17 protein-coding genes, 1 tRNA gene and 1 pseudogene are annotated in these 14,947 nt (G+C 71.5%); 14 read left to right on the forward strand and 5 right to left on the reverse strand.

Annotated elements, in window-relative coordinates; translation table 11 throughout:
• The first annotated feature begins 164 nt into the window (after positions 1–164).
• Both B9S61_RS03720 and B9S61_RS03725 read left to right on the forward strand, forming a co-directional pair.
• Positions 165–461 (forward strand): type II toxin-antitoxin system VapB family antitoxin, encoded by a 297-nt coding sequence (locus tag B9S61_RS03720; protein ID WP_003986294.1) that lies wholly within the window; start codon positions 165–167, stop codon positions 459–461.
• Positions 462–607: 146 nt separating this feature from the next.
• Positions 608–1,219 carry a LytR C-terminal domain-containing protein gene (locus B9S61_RS03725; protein ID WP_103540898.1) on the forward strand — a complete coding sequence of 204 codons (612 nt, stop codon included), beginning with the start codon at positions 608–610 and terminating at the stop codon, positions 1,217–1,219.
• Positions 1,220–1,339: 120 nt separating this feature from the next.
• On the opposite strand, the gene upp is transcribed toward B9S61_RS03725, so the two are convergent.
• Positions 1,340–1,975, reverse strand: a complete 636-nt coding sequence (gene upp / locus B9S61_RS03730) for a uracil phosphoribosyltransferase (protein WP_103540899.1) — start codon at positions 1,973–1,975, stop codon at positions 1,340–1,342.
• 290 nt (positions 1,976–2,265) lie between these two features.
• On the opposite strand from upp, the gene B9S61_RS03735 reads away from it, so the two are divergent.
• From B9S61_RS03735 to B9S61_RS03765, 8 genes are all read left to right on the forward strand, one after another.
• On the forward strand, positions 2,266–2,454 hold the full coding sequence (locus tag B9S61_RS03735; protein WP_103540900.1) for a hypothetical protein: 189 nt from the start codon (positions 2,266–2,268) through the stop codon (positions 2,452–2,454).
• 318 nt (positions 2,455–2,772) lie between these two features.
• Positions 2,773–3,321, forward strand: a complete 549-nt coding sequence (locus tag B9S61_RS03740) for a hypothetical protein (RefSeq protein WP_103540901.1) — start codon at positions 2,773–2,775, stop codon at positions 3,319–3,321.
• Between the two features lie 65 nt (positions 3,322–3,386).
• A complete protein-coding gene (gene tadA / locus B9S61_RS03745) occupies positions 3,387–3,818 on the forward strand; it encodes a tRNA adenosine(34) deaminase TadA (protein WP_103540910.1) in 432 nt (143 codons plus the stop codon).
• 45 nt (positions 3,819–3,863) lie between these two features.
• A tRNA-Ser gene (locus tag B9S61_RS03750) sits at positions 3,864–3,948 on the forward strand.
• A 100-nt stretch (positions 3,949–4,048) separates the two neighbouring features.
• Complete coding sequence (locus tag B9S61_RS40625; RefSeq protein ID WP_181007220.1) at positions 4,049–4,225, forward strand: hypothetical protein; 177 nt, start codon at positions 4,049–4,051, stop codon at positions 4,223–4,225.
• Positions 4,225–4,518, forward strand: coding sequence for a Dabb family protein (locus B9S61_RS03755; protein WP_103540902.1), 294 nt, complete (start codon positions 4,225–4,227; stop codon positions 4,516–4,518). The genes B9S61_RS40625 and B9S61_RS03755 overlap by 1 nt, the downstream gene beginning before the upstream one ends.
• Positions 4,519–4,756: 238 nt before the next feature.
• Complete coding sequence (locus tag B9S61_RS03760) at positions 4,757–5,593, forward strand: RNA polymerase sigma factor SigF (protein ID WP_103540911.1); 837 nt, start codon at positions 4,757–4,759, stop codon at positions 5,591–5,593.
• Between the two features lie 246 nt (positions 5,594–5,839).
• Entirely contained in the window at positions 5,840–6,787 is a 948-nt protein-coding gene (locus B9S61_RS03765; RefSeq protein WP_103540903.1) for an RNA polymerase sigma factor SigF, read from the forward strand.
• A 300-nt stretch (positions 6,788–7,087) separates the two neighbouring features.
• On the opposite strand, the gene B9S61_RS03770 is transcribed toward B9S61_RS03765, so the two are convergent.
• Positions 7,088–7,282 carry a hypothetical protein gene (locus B9S61_RS03770; protein WP_103540904.1) on the reverse strand — a complete coding sequence of 65 codons (195 nt, stop codon included), beginning with the start codon at positions 7,280–7,282 and terminating at the stop codon, positions 7,088–7,090.
• A gap of 239 nt (positions 7,283–7,521) precedes the next feature.
• Here B9S61_RS03770 and B9S61_RS03775 point away from each other — a divergent pair, with 239 nt between their 5' ends.
• The 3 genes from B9S61_RS03775 to B9S61_RS03785 all read left to right on the forward strand — a co-directional run bounded on the left by B9S61_RS03775 (position 7,522) and on the right by B9S61_RS03785 (position 11,373).
• Positions 7,522–8,016 carry a MarR family winged helix-turn-helix transcriptional regulator gene (locus B9S61_RS03775; RefSeq protein ID WP_103540905.1) on the forward strand — a complete coding sequence of 165 codons (495 nt, stop codon included), beginning with the start codon at positions 7,522–7,524 and terminating at the stop codon, positions 8,014–8,016.
• Between the two features lie 12 nt (positions 8,017–8,028).
• Positions 8,029–9,951: an MDR family MFS transporter gene (locus B9S61_RS03780; RefSeq protein WP_374936178.1), complete on the forward strand. Its 1,923-nt coding sequence runs from the start codon at positions 8,029–8,031 to the stop codon at positions 9,949–9,951.
• Positions 9,952–10,023: 72 nt separating this feature from the next.
• Positions 10,024–11,373: a hypothetical protein gene (locus B9S61_RS03785; RefSeq protein WP_181007221.1), complete on the forward strand. Its 1,350-nt coding sequence runs from the start codon at positions 10,024–10,026 to the stop codon at positions 11,371–11,373.
• A gap of 186 nt (positions 11,374–11,559) precedes the next feature.
• Here the strand turns inward: B9S61_RS03785 and B9S61_RS03790 are convergent, their stop codons facing one another.
• Entirely contained in the window at positions 11,560–12,894 is a 1,335-nt protein-coding gene (locus tag B9S61_RS03790) for a PH domain-containing protein (protein ID WP_103540907.1), read from the reverse strand.
• Positions 12,891–13,502: a PH domain-containing protein gene (locus B9S61_RS03795; protein WP_258039532.1), complete on the reverse strand. Its 612-nt coding sequence runs from the start codon at positions 13,500–13,502 to the stop codon at positions 12,891–12,893. Before B9S61_RS03795 ends, B9S61_RS03790 begins: the two co-directional genes overlap by 4 nt.
• Before the next feature lie 31 nt (positions 13,503–13,533).
• Between B9S61_RS03795 and B9S61_RS03800 the strand changes: the two genes are divergently transcribed.
• A complete protein-coding gene (locus B9S61_RS03800) occupies positions 13,534–14,685 on the forward strand; it encodes an NADH-quinone oxidoreductase subunit D (protein ID WP_103540909.1) in 1,152 nt (383 codons plus the stop codon).
• 30 nt (positions 14,686–14,715) lie between these two features.
• On the opposite strand, the pseudogene B9S61_RS03805 reads toward B9S61_RS03800, so the two are convergent.
• A pseudogene (locus B9S61_RS03805) lies at positions 14,716–14,947 on the reverse strand (hypothetical protein); the annotation flags it as partial.

Raw genomic sequence — 14,947 nt, forward strand, 5'->3', positions numbered from 1 at the left:
ACGCGGTCGGGCCGACCGGGTCCCGAACACCGCGCGAGCGTCACCGAACAGCGGACGCGCCGCACGACGGAAGACCGTTCCCTCCCGGTTGTTCCCGCTTTTTCCGGCGCCGTACTGCGTCGCCATGGCTGCGCCCGGATCGCCTTGACCGGTAGGCTTTCCGTGTGATCTTCAAGCGCATCGGAAACGGCCGGCCGTACCCCGACCACGGCCGGGAAAGCACCCGGCAGTGGGCGGACGTCGCGCCGCGCCCGGTCCGCCTCGATCAGCTCGTGACGACCAAGCAGCAGCTCGACCTCGAGACCCTGCTCGCCGAGGACTCGACCTTCTACGGCGACCTCTTCGCGCACGTCGTGAAGTGGCAGGGCGACCTGTACCTGGAGGACGGGCTGCACCGCGCCGTGCGGGCGGCACTCCAGCAGCGTCAGGTGCTGCACGCACGCGTGCTCGAACTCGGCTGACGCCCGTCCGGAACCCCTCCCGCGGCCCGGTTTGACCCTTTCGGGTTGGACCGCACCAGGACTGCACCCAGTCGAATGATCATCTGGTAGGCATTACAGCCCGGGCGCACTACGCTGCCCTCATGAGCATGCTCACTCCACCTGGCATGGGCGGCCAGTACCGGATCACGGGTGACCGATACCCGCGGATGCGCCGGCCCCGGCGGCGCGGGAAGCTCGTCGCCCTGACCGTCGCATCCGTAGCCGTCCTCGGCGTGGGCGGCTGGGGCACGCTGCAGCTCATCGACGTGTTCACCGGGGGCGGCGACTCCGCCTCCGCGGTCGGCACCAAGGCGGCCTGCGCCGCCAAGGCGACCCCCGCGGCCGCGCCGAAGGCGCTTCCGGTTCCCGGCACGATCACGGTCAACGTCCTCAACGCCACGACCCGCGGCGGCCTGGCGCAGAAGACCGCCGACGAGCTGAAGAAGCGCGGCTTCAAGATCGGCGAGGTCGCCAACGCGACCAAGGAGTACGACAAGAAGGTGAAGGGCGCCGGTGTCCTGCTCGGACCCGCCACCGCCCTCGACTCCTCGCTGTCGGTGCTCGGCGCCCAGCTCGCCGGCGCCGAACGCCGCACCGATCCCGCCCGCAAGGGCGCCGTACTCGACCTCATCATCGGCGACGGGTTCCGGGAGCTGACGAAGAAGGCGGACGCCGACCGGGCCCTGACCGCACTGGCCAACCCGGAGCCGACGCCCGCCTCGAAGAAGAACTGCTGACCGAACCCGCAGGAAGCCCGCCGACCGGCAGAAAACCCGCCGGCCTGCGGAGACCGCCGCGGCAGGAAGACCGCCGCGGAAGGCCTCCCGGAGCACCCGGACGGCCGGAAGGCGTGGAGCCTACTCCGCCGCCCCGTACATCCGGTCCCCCGCGTCGCCGAGGCCCGGCACGATGTAGCCCTGCTCGTTGAGCCGCTGGTCGACCGACGCCGTCACGACCGTCACCGGCGTACCCGCCAGCTCGCGCTCCATGACCTCGACGCCCTCCGGCGCGGCCAGCAGCACCACGGCCGTCACGTCGTCCGCGCCGCGCCTGATCAGCTCCTGGATCGCCGCGACCAGCGTGCCGCCGGTGGCGAGCATCGGGTCCAGGACGTAGACCTGCCGCCCGGAGAGGTCCTCCGGCATCCGGGTGGCGTACGTCGAGGCCTGCAGCGTCTCCTCGTTGCGGATCATGCCGAGGAAGCCCACCTCGGCGGTCGGCAGCAGCCGGACCATGCCGTCCAGCATGCCGAGACCGGCGCGCAGGATCGGCACCACCAGCGGGCGCGGGTGGGAGAGCTTGACGCCCGTGGTCCGCTCCACCGGGGTCCGGATGTCGACCTGCTCCGTGCGCACGTCACGCGTGGCCTCGTAGGCGAGCAGGGTGACCAGCTCGTCGGCGAGACGGCGGAAGGTCGCGGAGTCGGTGCGCTGGTCGCGCAGCGTGGTGAGCTTGTGGGCGACCAGAGGGTGGTCGACGACGTGGAGACGCATGGCGCCAACACTAACCGGGCCCCGGAGGCCCGGCGTCCCCGCGCACGGCAAGCACCCCGGTCGCCCCTCACTCGATCGCTGGCGTCAAACCGCCCGTCCGGGGGAAGGTGGGAGGGACGGACGGGAGTGATGAACCCATGCCTGAGCAGGAAGACCGAGTAAATCCGTCGCCGCGCGCAACGCCCCGCCCCACCGGGATCAGGACCGGTACGAGGGCCACGCCGAAGGCCGTACGGGCAGCCGAGCCGGCCGCCGTGTCACGGTCGGAACCCGCGCCGCGACCGGATCCCGTGCCGCAGTCGGAGCACGCGTCGGCGGCCCGGCCGGAGGACGAGTCGGAGGCCGAACGGCGACGGCGCCGCGCCCGGTTCCTGCGTGAACTCGCCGAGGCGCGCGCACTGCGCGCACGGGTCCAGCCGCGCCGCGCCAAGGCCGCACGACTGCGTCACGCGATGCGCATGCGCACCTTCCGCTGGTAGGACCGCCACCCCAACGCCAGTCCACCGGCGTACGCCGGACCCGAGTGCCGCGCGGCCACGGCGGGTCCGGCCGCGTACGATCCGCACGTGGCGACAACAGCGGTGACAGCGGCGCCAGGTGCGCCGGTGACTCCTTCGGGGGCGCACTCGGCGGACCGCGATCGAAAGAGCCGGACACAGGGTGCCGAAGACGTCCCCTGACGGCCATGTTTCTGCCACGATTCCCCGTGGGTGGGGCTCGGCGCACCGGCCCCCGCCCGCACACCTCCGCCGGGGGGATCCCCAACCGGCACGCCTATGACCAGTGGGAGAGTCACGGTGTACTTCGCCGCACTGCTCGCGCGCACCGAAGACGGGTGGGAAGCGAGCGATACGGAGCTCGACGATGTGGAAACCCTGTCGGATCTGGCCGACCTGGCCCGGGATGCCTCTTCCGACGACGACACGGTGATCGTGCTCATCGAGCAGGAGGGGGGCTGGTTCGGCGTCGTCCGCGTGGACGGCGAGGAGGACCCCCGGATCTATGTCTCCGAGGCTGCCGCGGCCGCCCGCAGCAGCTACGGCGAGATCCTGCTCACCGACGAACTGCTCGGCCGCGAGCCCGGGGACGACGGAACCGACCTGGACTCCCTCGACCTCGACGGCACCGAGGACGGTGAACCGGACGGCGAGGACACCGGCGCCGCCGACGACGGCGCCGTGTCCACCGGTTCCGCCGACGCCGTGCCGCACGGACCCGTCGGTGACGCCCAGGTCCTGGAGGACCTGGGCGTGAGCGAGAAGGAGTTGCGTTCGATGACCGGGGACGCCGTCAACGAGATCGCCGACGCGCTGGGCGCCTCGGAGGTCCTGGAGACCGTCCGCTGACCGTGCCGGCCACCACCACCGCGTCCGGACCGCCGGACCCCGTACGGGACCGCTGGCGGGCGGCGATGCGACTCGCCCTGGACGAGGCCGCGCTGGCCGTCCGGGGCGGGGACGTCCCCGTCGGCGCCGTCGTCCTGGCCCCGGACGGCACCACCGTGCTGGCCTCCGCCCACAACGAGCGCGAGGCCGGCGGCGACCCCACGGCCCACGCGGAGGTCCTCGCCGTCCGGCGGGCGGCCGCGCGGCTCGGGGAGTGGCGGCTGTCCGGCTGCACCGTGGTGGTGACACTGGAGCCGTGCACGATGTGCGCGGGCGCCCTCCAGCAGTCCCGGGTGGACCGGATCGTCTACGGCGCCCGGGACGAGAAGGCCGGCGCGGCCGGCTCCCTGTGGGACCTCGTCCGCGACCGACGGCTCAACCACCGGCCCGAGGTGATCGAGGGCGTGCTCGCCGAGGAGTGCTCCGGGCTGCTCACGGAGTTCTTCCGGAACCGGTGAATACGGATTTCAAACCACGCCGCACCGTGCTGTAGGGTCTCCCTCGGTAGCGTGTCCGAGCGGCCGAAGGAGCTCGCCTCGAAAGCGAGTGTGGCGCAAGTCACCGAGGGTTCAAATCCCTCCGCTACCGCTGGTGAAGGGCCTCGTCGTCAGACGGGGCCCTTCGTGCGATCATGGGCCCGCTCGACGCGTGTGACACAGGCGCACATCAGTGACAGGGGAGGGCCGCCATGGCGGTGAACGCGAAGAAGGCCGCCGTCTACGTGCTCGTGGTCTTCGTCCTGTATTTGATCATCACGGACCCGAAAACCGCCTCCGAGTACGTCCTGGTCGGGTTCCAGGGCATCTCCGACGCCGCCAAGGCCATCGGGGACTTCATGACCTGGCTCGCCAACGGAGGTAAGTGATGATCCGCCACCTGGTGCTCTTCCGGCTGAACGAGGGCGTCGGGCGCGACGACCCGCGGGTCGTCCGGGGCGAGGAGGCCTTCCGGGCGCTCGAGGGGAGGATCCCGGAGATCCGCTTCTGGGAGTGCGCCTGGAACATCAGCGACCGCCCCATCGCCTACGACTTCGCCATCAACTCGGCGTTCGAGGACGCGGACGCGCTGCGCCGGTACGTGGAGCACCCGGAGCACCAGGCGGGCGTCGGACTGTGGCGCGAGTTCGCCACCTGGGTGATCGCCGACTACGAGTTCTGACGCCTCACCCCTTCGCCTCCCCTCTCGTCCCCCGTCACCCCGTCATCTCCCCCTCGGTCTCCTGAAGGCCCCCGAAGGCCCCCTGCCGTCGAGGCACGGGGCTCTCGTGCGCCGTACGGCGCCTCGTCCGCCCTCAACACGGAATATGCGGTGCTTGCACACAGTGAGTCAGTCTTGTGATGCTATGACCGCTTTTGACGGATGAATTGACGGACATGAGAACGATGACGAGGTGGCGTTGACCGTGCCGGCCAGTACTGCGCCGCCCCAGGACGAGGTGTCCCCCGACGCGGTCCAGACCCCCGCCAAGCAGCGCGGTGCCGACACCCGGGCCCTGACCCAGCTGCTCTTCGGCCAGCTCAAGGAACTCGAGCCGGGCACGCCGGAGCACACCCGCGTGCGCGCGGCGCTCATCGAGGCGAACATCCCGCTCGTGCGCTACGCGGCCGCCCGTTTCCGCTCCCGCAACGAGCCGATGGAGGACGTCGTCCAGGTCGGCACCATCGGGCTCATCAACGCCATCGACCGCTTCGACCCGGAGCGGGGCGTGCAGTTCCCGACGTTCGCGATGCCGACGGTGGTCGGCGAGATCAAGCGGTACTTCCGCGACAACGTCCGCACCGTCCACGTACCGCGCCGGCTGCACGAGCTGTGGGTACAGGTCAACAGCGCCACCGAGGACCTCACGACCGCCTTCGGGCGCACCCCGTCGACCGCCGAGATCGCCGAGCGGCTGCGCATCTCCGAGGACGAGGTGCTCTCCTGCATCGAGGCCGGACGGTCGTACCACGCCACCTCGCTGGAGGCCGCGCAGGAGGGCGACGGGATGCCCGGACTGCTGGACCGGCTCGGCTACGAGGATCCCGCCCTGGACGGCGTCGAGCACCGCGACCTGGTCCGGCATCTGCTCGTACAACTGCCCGAGCGGGAGCAGCGCATCCTGCTGCTGCGCTACTACAGCAACCTCACCCAGTCCCAGATCAGCGCGGAACTCGGCGTCTCGCAGATGCATGTGTCCCGTTTGCTGGCGCGCAGCTTCCAGCGGCTGCGGTCCGCAAACAGGATCGACGCGTAACCGGAACGAGCGAATCGCTCACCTTGGGCTTTCTCCGCGTTTCTGGACCGAAAGGCCGTCAGACCCCTTGTTTCCAGGGCTGATTCGCATCTCGGATGTCGACATGTCACTACAGCGCGTTGCCGACATGTGACATTCTGCCGGAAGCGCGTTTGCCGGAGCCTCGGCGCCGGTATTCAGGTGAAGGCTGCGTTCCTCAGATCGGGAACGTCCGCCGCGACCGTCCCGCGACCCAAAGGGGGTGGCATGTCCGCAGAACAGGGCAGCTCGAAGGTGCTCACGCTCGCGGAGAGCGAAACAGCTCCCCATGCTCTCGACGCACTCGGCCCCATCGACGAAGGCCCGGCCACACCGGTTCCGGAGCTCCAGGACACGACGCAGCTCCCGGAGACGACGGAGCTTCAGCCCACGGCGGAGCTTCCGGACACGGCGGCCCTCGACACCCGCACCCTGTCCCGTTCCCTGTTCCTGCGGCTCGCAGCCCTCGACGAGAACAGCCCGGAGCGTGCCTACGTCCGGGACACACTGATCGAACTCAACCTCCCGCTGGTGCGGTACGCGGCGGCGCGGTTCCGCTCGCGCAACGAGCCGATGGAGGACATCGTCCAGGTCGGCACCATCGGCCTGATCAAGGCGATCGACCGGTTCGACTGCGAACGGGGCGTGGAGTTCCCGACGTTCGCGATGCCGACGGTGGTCGGCGAGATCAAGCGGTTCTTCCGCGACACCTCGTGGTCGGTGCGGGTACCGCGCCGGCTGCAGGAGCTGCGCCTGGCGCTGACGAAGGCCGGCGACGAGCTCTCGCAGAAGCTGGACCGCTCCCCGACGGTTCCCGAACTGGCCGCCGTGCTCGGCGTGTCGGAGGAGGACGTCGTCGACGGGCTCGCGGTCGGCAACGCGTACACGGCGTCCTCGCTGGACTCCCCCGCCCCCGAGGACGACGGCGGCGAGGGCTCGCTCGCGGACCGCCTCGGCTACGAGGACACGGCACTGGAGGGCGTGGAGTACCGGGAGTCGCTCAAGCCGCTGCTGGCCAAGCTGCCGCCCCGGGAGCGCCGGATCATCATGCTGCGCTTCTTCGCCAACATGACCCAGTCGCAGATCGGCGAGGAGGTCGGCATCTCCCAGATGCACGTCTCGCGGCTGCTCACGCGGACGCTCGCCCAGCTGCGGGAGGGCCTCATCTCGGACTGATCCGGCCGAGCGGACCAAGCGGACTGCGTGGACTGCGTGGACGGAGCGGGCCCAGTCGGCCGAGCGGCCTGAGTCTGCCGCACGTCCGATGCGCCGCGCGGTCTCGGGCGCGCCGCGGTGCGGCGCGTCGGCAGGACGCTCCGCAGACACCATCGGTTTCGTGGCCGCCGGTGCGCCCCACAGGGGGCGCACCGGCGGCCGCCGCGTTTCCGGCAGCCGCTTCAGCCGCGCGCGCCGGGTCCCTTCATCGCAGGCCCGGCCCGCTCGGCGCGAGCCGCGCCGCGTCGAAGAACGCCGCCGCTACTTCAGCGCGAGCCAGGCCACCGCGGCGACGACCGCCACGGCGACGACGATGCCGATGATCAGACCGATGCGCGGCCCACCGCCCGTGGACGCGGCCTGCCGGCCCTGAGGGGCCTCGTCGACGAACGCGCGGAACATCTGGGTGTTGCCGGCGGGGTCCTGATTGCCCTGCGGGCCCGGGGTGTTAGCCATGTCACGAGACCCTAGCGAATCCCCGACGAGGGTCCCAAGCGGGGCCGGGACCGAGCGGCCTGAACGCCGGTGAACGCCCGTGACAGACGGGGCTGAACCGGCACAGCACCCGCCACCTGCGCGTTTACCGCCGCGATTACTTGCCTTTGCCAAGTTTTTGGGGCTTCGGGACGGCTTTTTGTTTGCCTGTAACAACCATCGACTCCTACGGTTGCTTCAAGCAACGAAAGGGGCGTGCCATGGCCGAGACGGCCCGGTACGAGGAACTGGTCCGACAGTTCAGCGCCTTCGGCGCCGTCAAGCGGGAGATGAACCGGATCATGCCGGCCGACTGCCCCAGCGGCTCCGCGTCCGTGCTGACCCTCCTCGGCCGGCACGGCGACATGCGCATGAGCAGGCTCGCCGAGCTGCTCTCCGTGGACATGTCCGTCACCAGCCGCAACGTCGCCCATCTGGCCGAGCGCGGATGGATCGAGCGCTCCCCCGACCCCGCCGACAAGCGCTCCCGCATCCTGCGTCTCACCCCCGCCGGCCGGACCCGGCTCGACGAGCTGTTCCGGCGGACCACCCGGCTCCTCGCCGAGCGCCTGGGCGACTGGTCCGACGAGGAGGTCCGGCACCTCGCCCAGCTGATGGCCCGGCTCAGGGACAGCTTCGGCGACGGCCGCGGGGTGCCCCGGCCTGCGGCTCCCGCACTCGAAGAGACGACCACCCGTACACCCGCAACCACCTAGAGAAGGAAGTCCATGGCAACGACCACACCAGGCGGTGTGCGGGCTCATGCCAAGCACGGGGGAGGCTCCTCCGCAGACGCTCCGATGACCCATCGGCAGATCATGGAGGCGCTGTCCGGGCTGCTGCTCGGCATGTTCGCCGCCATCCTGTCGTCGACCATCGTCACCAACGCCCTGCCCGAGATCGTGGCCGATCTCGGCGGCGGCCAGAACGCCTACACCTGGGTCGTCACCGCCTCGCTGCTGACGATGACCGCCTCCACCCCGCTGTGGGGCAAGCTCGCGGACCTGTTCAGCAAGAAGGTCCTGGTCCAGATAGCCCTGTGCGTCTTCGTCCTCGGCTCCCTCGTGGCCGGCCTGGCGCAGAACGCCGGAATGCTCATCGGCGCGCGTGCCATCCAGGGTCTCGGCGCCGGCGGTCTGGCCGCCCTGGCCCAGATCATCATGGCCGCGATGATCTCCCCGCGTGAGCGCGGCCGTTACTCCGGCTACCTCGGCGCCACCTTCGCCGTCGCCACCGTCGGCGGCCCGCTGCTCGGCGGGGTCATCACCGACACCAGCTGGCTGGGCTGGCGCTGGTGCCTCTACGTCGGTGTGCCGTTCGCGCTGATCGCGCTGATCGCGCTGCAGAAGACGCTGAACCTGCCCCTGACCAGGCGCCAGGTCAAGGTCGACTGGGCGGGTGCCTTCTTCGTCACGGCCGCCGTCTCCCTGCTGCTGGTCTGGGTCACCTTCGCGGACGACAAGTACGACTGGATCTCCTGGCAGACCGGCGCCATGGTCGGCGGCTCGGCCGTCCTCACCCTGGTCTTCCTGTTCGTCGAGAGCAGGGCCACCGAGCCGATCATCCCGCTGCGTCTGTTCCGCAACCGCACGATCACCCTGGCCTCGCTGGCCTCCCTCTTCGTCGGTATCGCGATGTTCGCCGGCACCGTCTACTTCAGCCAGTACTTCCAGCTGGCACGGGGCAAGTCCCCGACCATGTCGGGCGTCATGACGATTCCGATGATCGGCGGCATCTTCGTGTCGTCCACGGTCTCCGGCATCATCATCACCCGTACCGGCAGGTGGAAGGGCTGGCTGCCGGCCGGCGGACTGCTGCTGACGGCGGGCCTGGGTCTGCTCGGCACCATGCGGTACGACACCCCGTACTGGCACATCGGCGTCTTCATGGCGCTGCTGGGGCTCGGCGTCGGCATGATGATGCAGAACCTGGTGCTGTGCACGCAGAACCAGGTGGAACCCGGTGATCTGGGCGCCGCCTCCTCCGTGGTCACGTTCTTCCGGTCCCTCGGCGGCGCGGTCGGCGTCTCCGTCCTCGGCTCGGTCATGTCGACCCGGATCAGCCACTACGCCCAGGACACCATCGGCTCCCTGAGCCCCCAGGAGCAGGCGGCGGCGGCCAGGACGTCCGGCAGCGGCGCGATCCCCGACATGGACCTGCTGCCGCCGTCCATCCGTTCCTGGCTGGAGAGCGCCTACGGGCACGGCATCGCCGACATCTTCCTGTACGTCGCCCCGGTCGCCCTGCTCGCCTTCCTGGTGACCCTGTTCATCAAGGAGGTCCCGCTGCGGACCACGGGCGCGCCGGCCCAGGCGGCGGAGGCCTCGGCGGCCACCCCGCCCGGTGTTTCCTCACCTGTCCTGACAGACATCGCGTCCCGTGCTTCCGCGAGAGACCGTGGGTCCGGTGCGATTCGGGCATCCGGCGACATTGCGCCCTCTAGGACGGCGTCTTCGGGGGAGAGGTTCACTCCGCGCGGGCGGATGTTCGGACGGGGCGGGCGGTGTGGGCGGCGGTGGGGGGATGCGCGAAGTGGAATGCGCGCGGCGCGGCTTCGCGGTCTCCGGGTCGTCTTCCGGCGGGAAACGATCTTGATGAATTCGGGCCGTGTGTCTCTTCACGTTCGGTCCGAGTTCCCTGATGGCCTGTGAAACCCGCGTCATGGCTTTGTTTTTTACGGGGCGGGCCACCACGATTCGCCTACGCGCGGTAAGTTTCTGGCCATGCCACGTGGACGTCACCGTCATTCCCCGCCCCTGCACAGGATGCTGCCCCCGTCGGCGATCGCAGGCGTCTCCGTCGTCTGTGCCCTGGGGCCCTGGGTGTTCACGCAACCGATGGTGCTTCGTGCGGTGGCCGCGGCAGCCGCGGTCACCACGGTGATCGGCGCCGTCGTCATGCGGCACTGGGATGCCCAGGCGGGTGCACGCGTCGCGGATCTCACGCGCGCGCGTGCGAGCGACGAGTGGCGTTTCGAGGAACGGGTCGCCGAACTCGAGTCCGACCTCGAGGAGTCGCGCGAGCTGCGGACGAAGCTGGAGCAGCGGCTGCGCGCCAAGCGCGCGGAACTGGCCGGGCTGCGCAACGAGCACGCGTCGCTGCTGCGGCGGTACGCGGCGGCGGAGGTCGACCGGGCGAGCGTCCTGGAGGAGCGCCGGGTGCTCGAGATAGAGGCCACGGTTCCGGCCCGCGCGCTGCCGGCGGGGCCGTCGGCGGCGTCCGGCGAAGCGGGGTCCGCGGAGACGCCCACGGAGTCGGGGACCGGGACGCCGGCGGACGGGGAGGCTCCCTCGGTCTTCTCGCCGGAGGGATCCAAGCTGTTCCTGCGCGCCGACGCGGCGCTGTCGCGGTTCGCCAGGGGCGAGGACACCGCCGGGGACGGCTCCGTGGACGCCGCCGACGACGCGGACGAGGACGCGGGGGAGGACGCGGGGGAGGACGCGGGGGAGTCGGACGACGACGCCCCGGAGGACCGTCCCGGCGCAGTGGAGGGCGGCGGCACGGCCCGGAAGGACGGCGTGACCGTCCGGCCCGCCGGTGCCGCGCCGAAGGGCGAGGCGTCCCCGGAGCGGAACGATCCTCCGAAGAGCGACGGCACCCCCGAGGACGACGGTCCCGAGCCCTCCGGGAGGCCGAGGCCGGAGCCGGCGCAGGAGGACGAGGCCGAGGGGCAGCCCGAGGCGGCCGACGATCATGAGCGCGCGGTCGCCTCCGCCCCACCGGCCGCTCCTCCGTCCCCGCCCGCGCGGCAGCCCTCCGGGCACTTCACCGTGCCGACCGCGGTGGCGGTCGTACCGCCGACGGCGCCGGTACGGCGTCCTGTGTCCCAGGGCGGCTTCGACTTCTTCGGGACGAAGAAGGACACGGACGGGTCCGCCCTGGACGCCGTGCAGAACGAGGACCTCGCCGACGTCGTCGGCCAGGAGGCGCTCGCGCTGCACAAGGCCGAGGCGGAGGCGCGGTACAAGCCCGCCGACGAGGAAGCCCGCGGGGCGGGCCAGGTCATCGACCTGACGGAACACGACGAGACGGAACACATCGACCTCAAGGGCCTGCGCAGCGCGGCGTCCTGAACCACCGGCCACACCGACGGGGCCCCGCGACACACCACGCGGGGCCCCGTCGCCGTCCGCCCCGTACGGCGACGGCCTGCGGTGGGTGGGGCGTGGGTGGCCGCGAGGGGTGGTCGGCGACGTCCGGATCGCGGCTGCGCCTTCGGGGCCGCAGGGGGTGGGCGGTGGTCGCCGTGTGCGCCGCGGTCAGGCCATCCAGCGGTCCGGGAGGGCGTCTCTGCGGCCCGTGCGGGACCGTTCGGCCTGGGAGCGGAGCAGGGCCGCCGCCTCCGTGGCGTCCCGGAGGCGGGCCGTGACCGACTTGTTGGCACCGGTATCCACCACGACGTCGGCGACGCCCCTGGCCCGCTGCCAGGGGCCCTGCACGAGCCGTACGCTCTGCACCTTGGCGTGCGGTACCAGGGACAGGCTGCGCCGCAGCAGCCCGTGACGCGTGGCGAAGACCGCGTCGGTGACGGCGAGCCCGTAACCCCGCCACCACACCGGTACGCACCATCGCGCGCGGCGCGGCGGCGGGACGAGCGTCTCGCGCGGGGGCACGCTCACCCCGGGCAGCACCCGCGCGACGACCGACTCGGCGAGCTCGCGCGGGGCGACCGGCAGCAGCAGGGAGTTCGACGACCCCGCCACGTCGAGCTCCACGCGTACCCAGCCCCGCCGTCGCCACAGCAACGGCTCGACGAGGCGCACGGTCTGCACACGCCCCGGCGGCACCGTCTCGTGCGCGCGGTCCAGCAGCCCGTGGTCGATGCGCAGCCCGTCGGGCGACTCGCCCAGTGTCCAGTCGTACTCGGTGACGAATCGCCCCACGCTGCCGGCGCCCACCGCGCCCAGCATCGGCACGGCCGCGGCGAGCACCGTCCACAGGCTGTGGGTGGCCGTCCACAGCAACGGCAGCGCGACGGCGGCGACGACGAGCCAGCCCCAGGTCGCACCGGTCAGCAGCAGGGAGACGGCCAGGACACCCGGTGGCACCCGCAGCATCTGCCGGGACGGCGCCTCGCCGACCTCGTGGGCGGTCTCCGGTGCGAAACCCGCCGCCCGCGCGAGCAGCTCGGCGCGCAGCGCACGCGCCTCGTCGGCGCCGAGGAAGGCGAGCTCGTCCTTCTTGTCGGTGCCTATGACGTCGAGTCTGAGTTTCGCCACGCCCGCGACCCGCGCGAGGAGCGGCTGGGTGACGTCGATGGCCTGGATCCGCTCGAGCCGGATGTGCGCGGTGCGCCGGAACAGCAGCCCGGTGCGGATGCGCAGCTCGCTCCCGGTCACCGCGAAGTGGGTGAACCACCAGGTGAGGAAGCCGTAGAGGGCGGCGGCCGGGAGGAGCACGCCGAGCGCTACCAGCAGGGTGGTGGTCGTCAGCCGGGTCAGCTGTCGCTGCGCCTGGTCGGGGTCGTGCAGCGCCCACCCGATCAGTACCGCGACGGGCGCCCATGCCCGTCTGAAGGGCGTGATGGGGTGCAGCCGCCTCTCGGTCACGGGCCGCCGGACGCGTCCGTCCTCGTGGACGTCCGGGGTTGTCACAGTCCCGCCGATCGGGCCTCGCCGAGCTCGGTGAGCCGGTCGCGCAGCCGCTCCGCCTCGGCGGGGACGAGGCCGGGGACGGTGGCGTCGGTGGCCGCGGCCGCCGTGTGCAACTGCACGCTGGCCAGCCCGAAGTGCCGTTCGACGGGCCCGGAGGTGACCTCGACCAGCTGCATCCGCCCGTACGGCACGACCGTCTCCTGGCGCCACAGGACACCCCGGCTGAGCAGCAGGTCGTCGGCGCGTTCCGCGTACCGCCAGGACCGCCAGTTCCGTTCCAGCATCACCCAGCCCCAGACCAGCACGGCCAGCGGCAGCGCCGCGAAGGCGGCCCAGCCCGGCCCGGCCAGCAGCCCGGGCACCAGCCCGGCGGCCAGGGCCAGCAGCCCCAGCCACACCACCAGCAGCAGGCGCCGCATCTTCAGCAGCCCGGGCGGCAACGCGATCCACACCGGTTCGCCTTCCGTCCCGGCCGGTTCGCTCTCCGTCCCGGCCGGTTCGCTCTCCGTCCTGGCCGGTTCGCTCTCCGCGCCGGCCACCGGTCCTGCCGCTTGCGCCGTCGCGCCCGTTTCCGCCGGCCCCGTGTTCTGCGGGCTCCCCGTCTCCATGGGACCAGCGTACGTAGGGGAGACTGTGTTCATGACTCCCACGACGGAGACCATGGTCGGTATCGGCGGCGCGGCGGAGGGCACCGACATGGTGCTCAACATCGGACCCCAGCACCCCTCCACACACGGCGTGCTGCGGCTGAAGCTCGTCCTGGACGGCGAGCGCATCGTCCGCGCGGAGCCCGTGATCGGCTATATGCACCGGGGCGCGGAGAAGCTCTTCGAAGCCCGCGACTACCGTCAGATCATCATGCTGGCCAACCGCCACGACTGGCTGTCGGCCTTCTCCAACGAGCTGGGCGTGGTCCTCGCCGTGGAGCGGATGCTCGGCATGGAGGTCCCCGAGCGCGCGGTGTGGCTGCGCACGCTGCTCGCGGAGCTGAACCGGGTGCTCAACCACCTGATGTTCCTCGGCTCCTATCCGCTGGAACTCGGCGGCATCACCCCGATCTTCTACGCCTTCACCGAGCGCGAGGAGCTCCAGCACGTCATGGAGGAGGTCTCCGGCGGGCGGATGCACTACATGTTCAACCGCGTGGGCGGCCTCAAGGAGGACCTGCCCGCCGGATGGACGGCGCGCGCGCGGGGCGCGGTCGCCGACGTGCGCTCCCGCATGGACCGCTTCGACGACCTGGTGCTCGGCAACGAGATCTTCCGGGGCCGCACGCGCGGCGTCGGCGTACTGTCCCCGGAGGCCGTGCACGCGTACGGCGTGAGCGGGCCGATCGGGCGTGCCTCGGGCGTCGACTTCGACCTGCGCCGCGACGAGCCCTACCTCGCCTACGGCGAGCTGGGTGCCGTGCTGAAGGTGGTGACCCGTGAGGAGGGCGACTGCCTGGCCCGCTTCGAGTGCCTGCTGGCGCAGACCCACAACGCCCTCGATCTCGCCGACGCCTGCCTCGACCGGCTCGCCGAGCTGCCGCCGGGCCCGGTCAACCAGCGGCTCCCGAAGGTCCTCAAGGCGCCCGAGGGACACACGTACGCGTGGACCGAGAACCCGCTCGGCATCAACGGCTACTACCTGGTCAGCAAGGGTGAGAAGACGCCCTACCGGCTGAAGCTGCGCTCGGCGTCGTTCAACAACATCCAGGCGCTCACCGAGCTGCTGCCGGGGACGCTGGTCGCGGACATGGTGGCGATCCTCGGGTCGCTGTTCTTCGTGGTGGGCGACATCGACAAGTGACGCGGGCGGACGCCGGCCGTCCGGGGCGGGTCATCCGGGCGCACGCCGGCCGTCGAGCACGTCGGCGATCCCGGCCGGCTGCACCAGCCACCCGAAGTCCCCGAGTCCGCCCGGCGCGGTGAGTTCGGCGGCCTCCCCGGCGCTCGCGAGGGCGCGTACGTACCCGGCGGGATCGGTGGACGCGAGGGCGAGCGGGGGGCGCGCGCCGCTCAGACCCAGGGCGTGCAGGGCGTCCCGCTGCGACAGCAGGCGTGCGCCGGGG

The organism is Streptomyces sp. SM1, from assembly GCF_002910825.1.
Taxonomy (GTDB): Bacteria; Actinomycetota; Actinomycetes; order Streptomycetales; family Streptomycetaceae; genus Streptomyces; species Streptomyces okerensis.

Bases quoted from the DNA above. Each gene is read 5' to 3' on its own strand.
- B9S61_RS03765 (WP_103540903.1), top strand. From the start codon at position 5,840: ATGTCCGCAGAACAGGGCAGCTCGAAGGTGCTCACGCTCGCGGAGAGC.
- B9S61_RS03725 (WP_103540898.1), top strand. From the start codon at position 608: ATGGGCGGCCAGTACCGGATCACGGGTGACCGATACCCGCGGATGCGC.
- B9S61_RS40625 (WP_181007220.1), top strand. From the start codon at position 4,049: ATGGCGGTGAACGCGAAGAAGGCCGCCGTCTACGTGCTCGTGGTCTTC.
- B9S61_RS03770 (WP_103540904.1), bottom strand. From the start codon at position 7,282: ATGGCTAACACCCCGGGCCCGCAGGGCAATCAGGACCCCGCCGGCAAC.
- B9S61_RS03775 (WP_103540905.1), top strand. From the start codon at position 7,522: ATGGCCGAGACGGCCCGGTACGAGGAACTGGTCCGACAGTTCAGCGCC.
- B9S61_RS03755 (WP_103540902.1), top strand. From the start codon at position 4,225: ATGATCCGCCACCTGGTGCTCTTCCGGCTGAACGAGGGCGTCGGGCGC.
- upp (WP_103540899.1), bottom strand. From the start codon at position 1,975: ATGCGTCTCCACGTCGTCGACCACCCTCTGGTCGCCCACAAGCTCACC.
- B9S61_RS03785 (WP_181007221.1), top strand. From the start codon at position 10,024: ATGCCACGTGGACGTCACCGTCATTCCCCGCCCCTGCACAGGATGCTG.
- B9S61_RS03780 (WP_374936178.1), top strand. From the start codon at position 8,029: ATGGCAACGACCACACCAGGCGGTGTGCGGGCTCATGCCAAGCACGGG.
- B9S61_RS03795 (WP_258039532.1), bottom strand. From the start codon at position 13,502: ATGGAGACGGGGAGCCCGCAGAACACGGGGCCGGCGGAAACGGGCGCG.
- tadA (WP_103540910.1), top strand. From the start codon at position 3,387: ATGCGACTCGCCCTGGACGAGGCCGCGCTGGCCGTCCGGGGCGGGGAC.
- B9S61_RS03800 (WP_103540909.1), top strand. From the start codon at position 13,534: ATGACTCCCACGACGGAGACCATGGTCGGTATCGGCGGCGCGGCGGAG.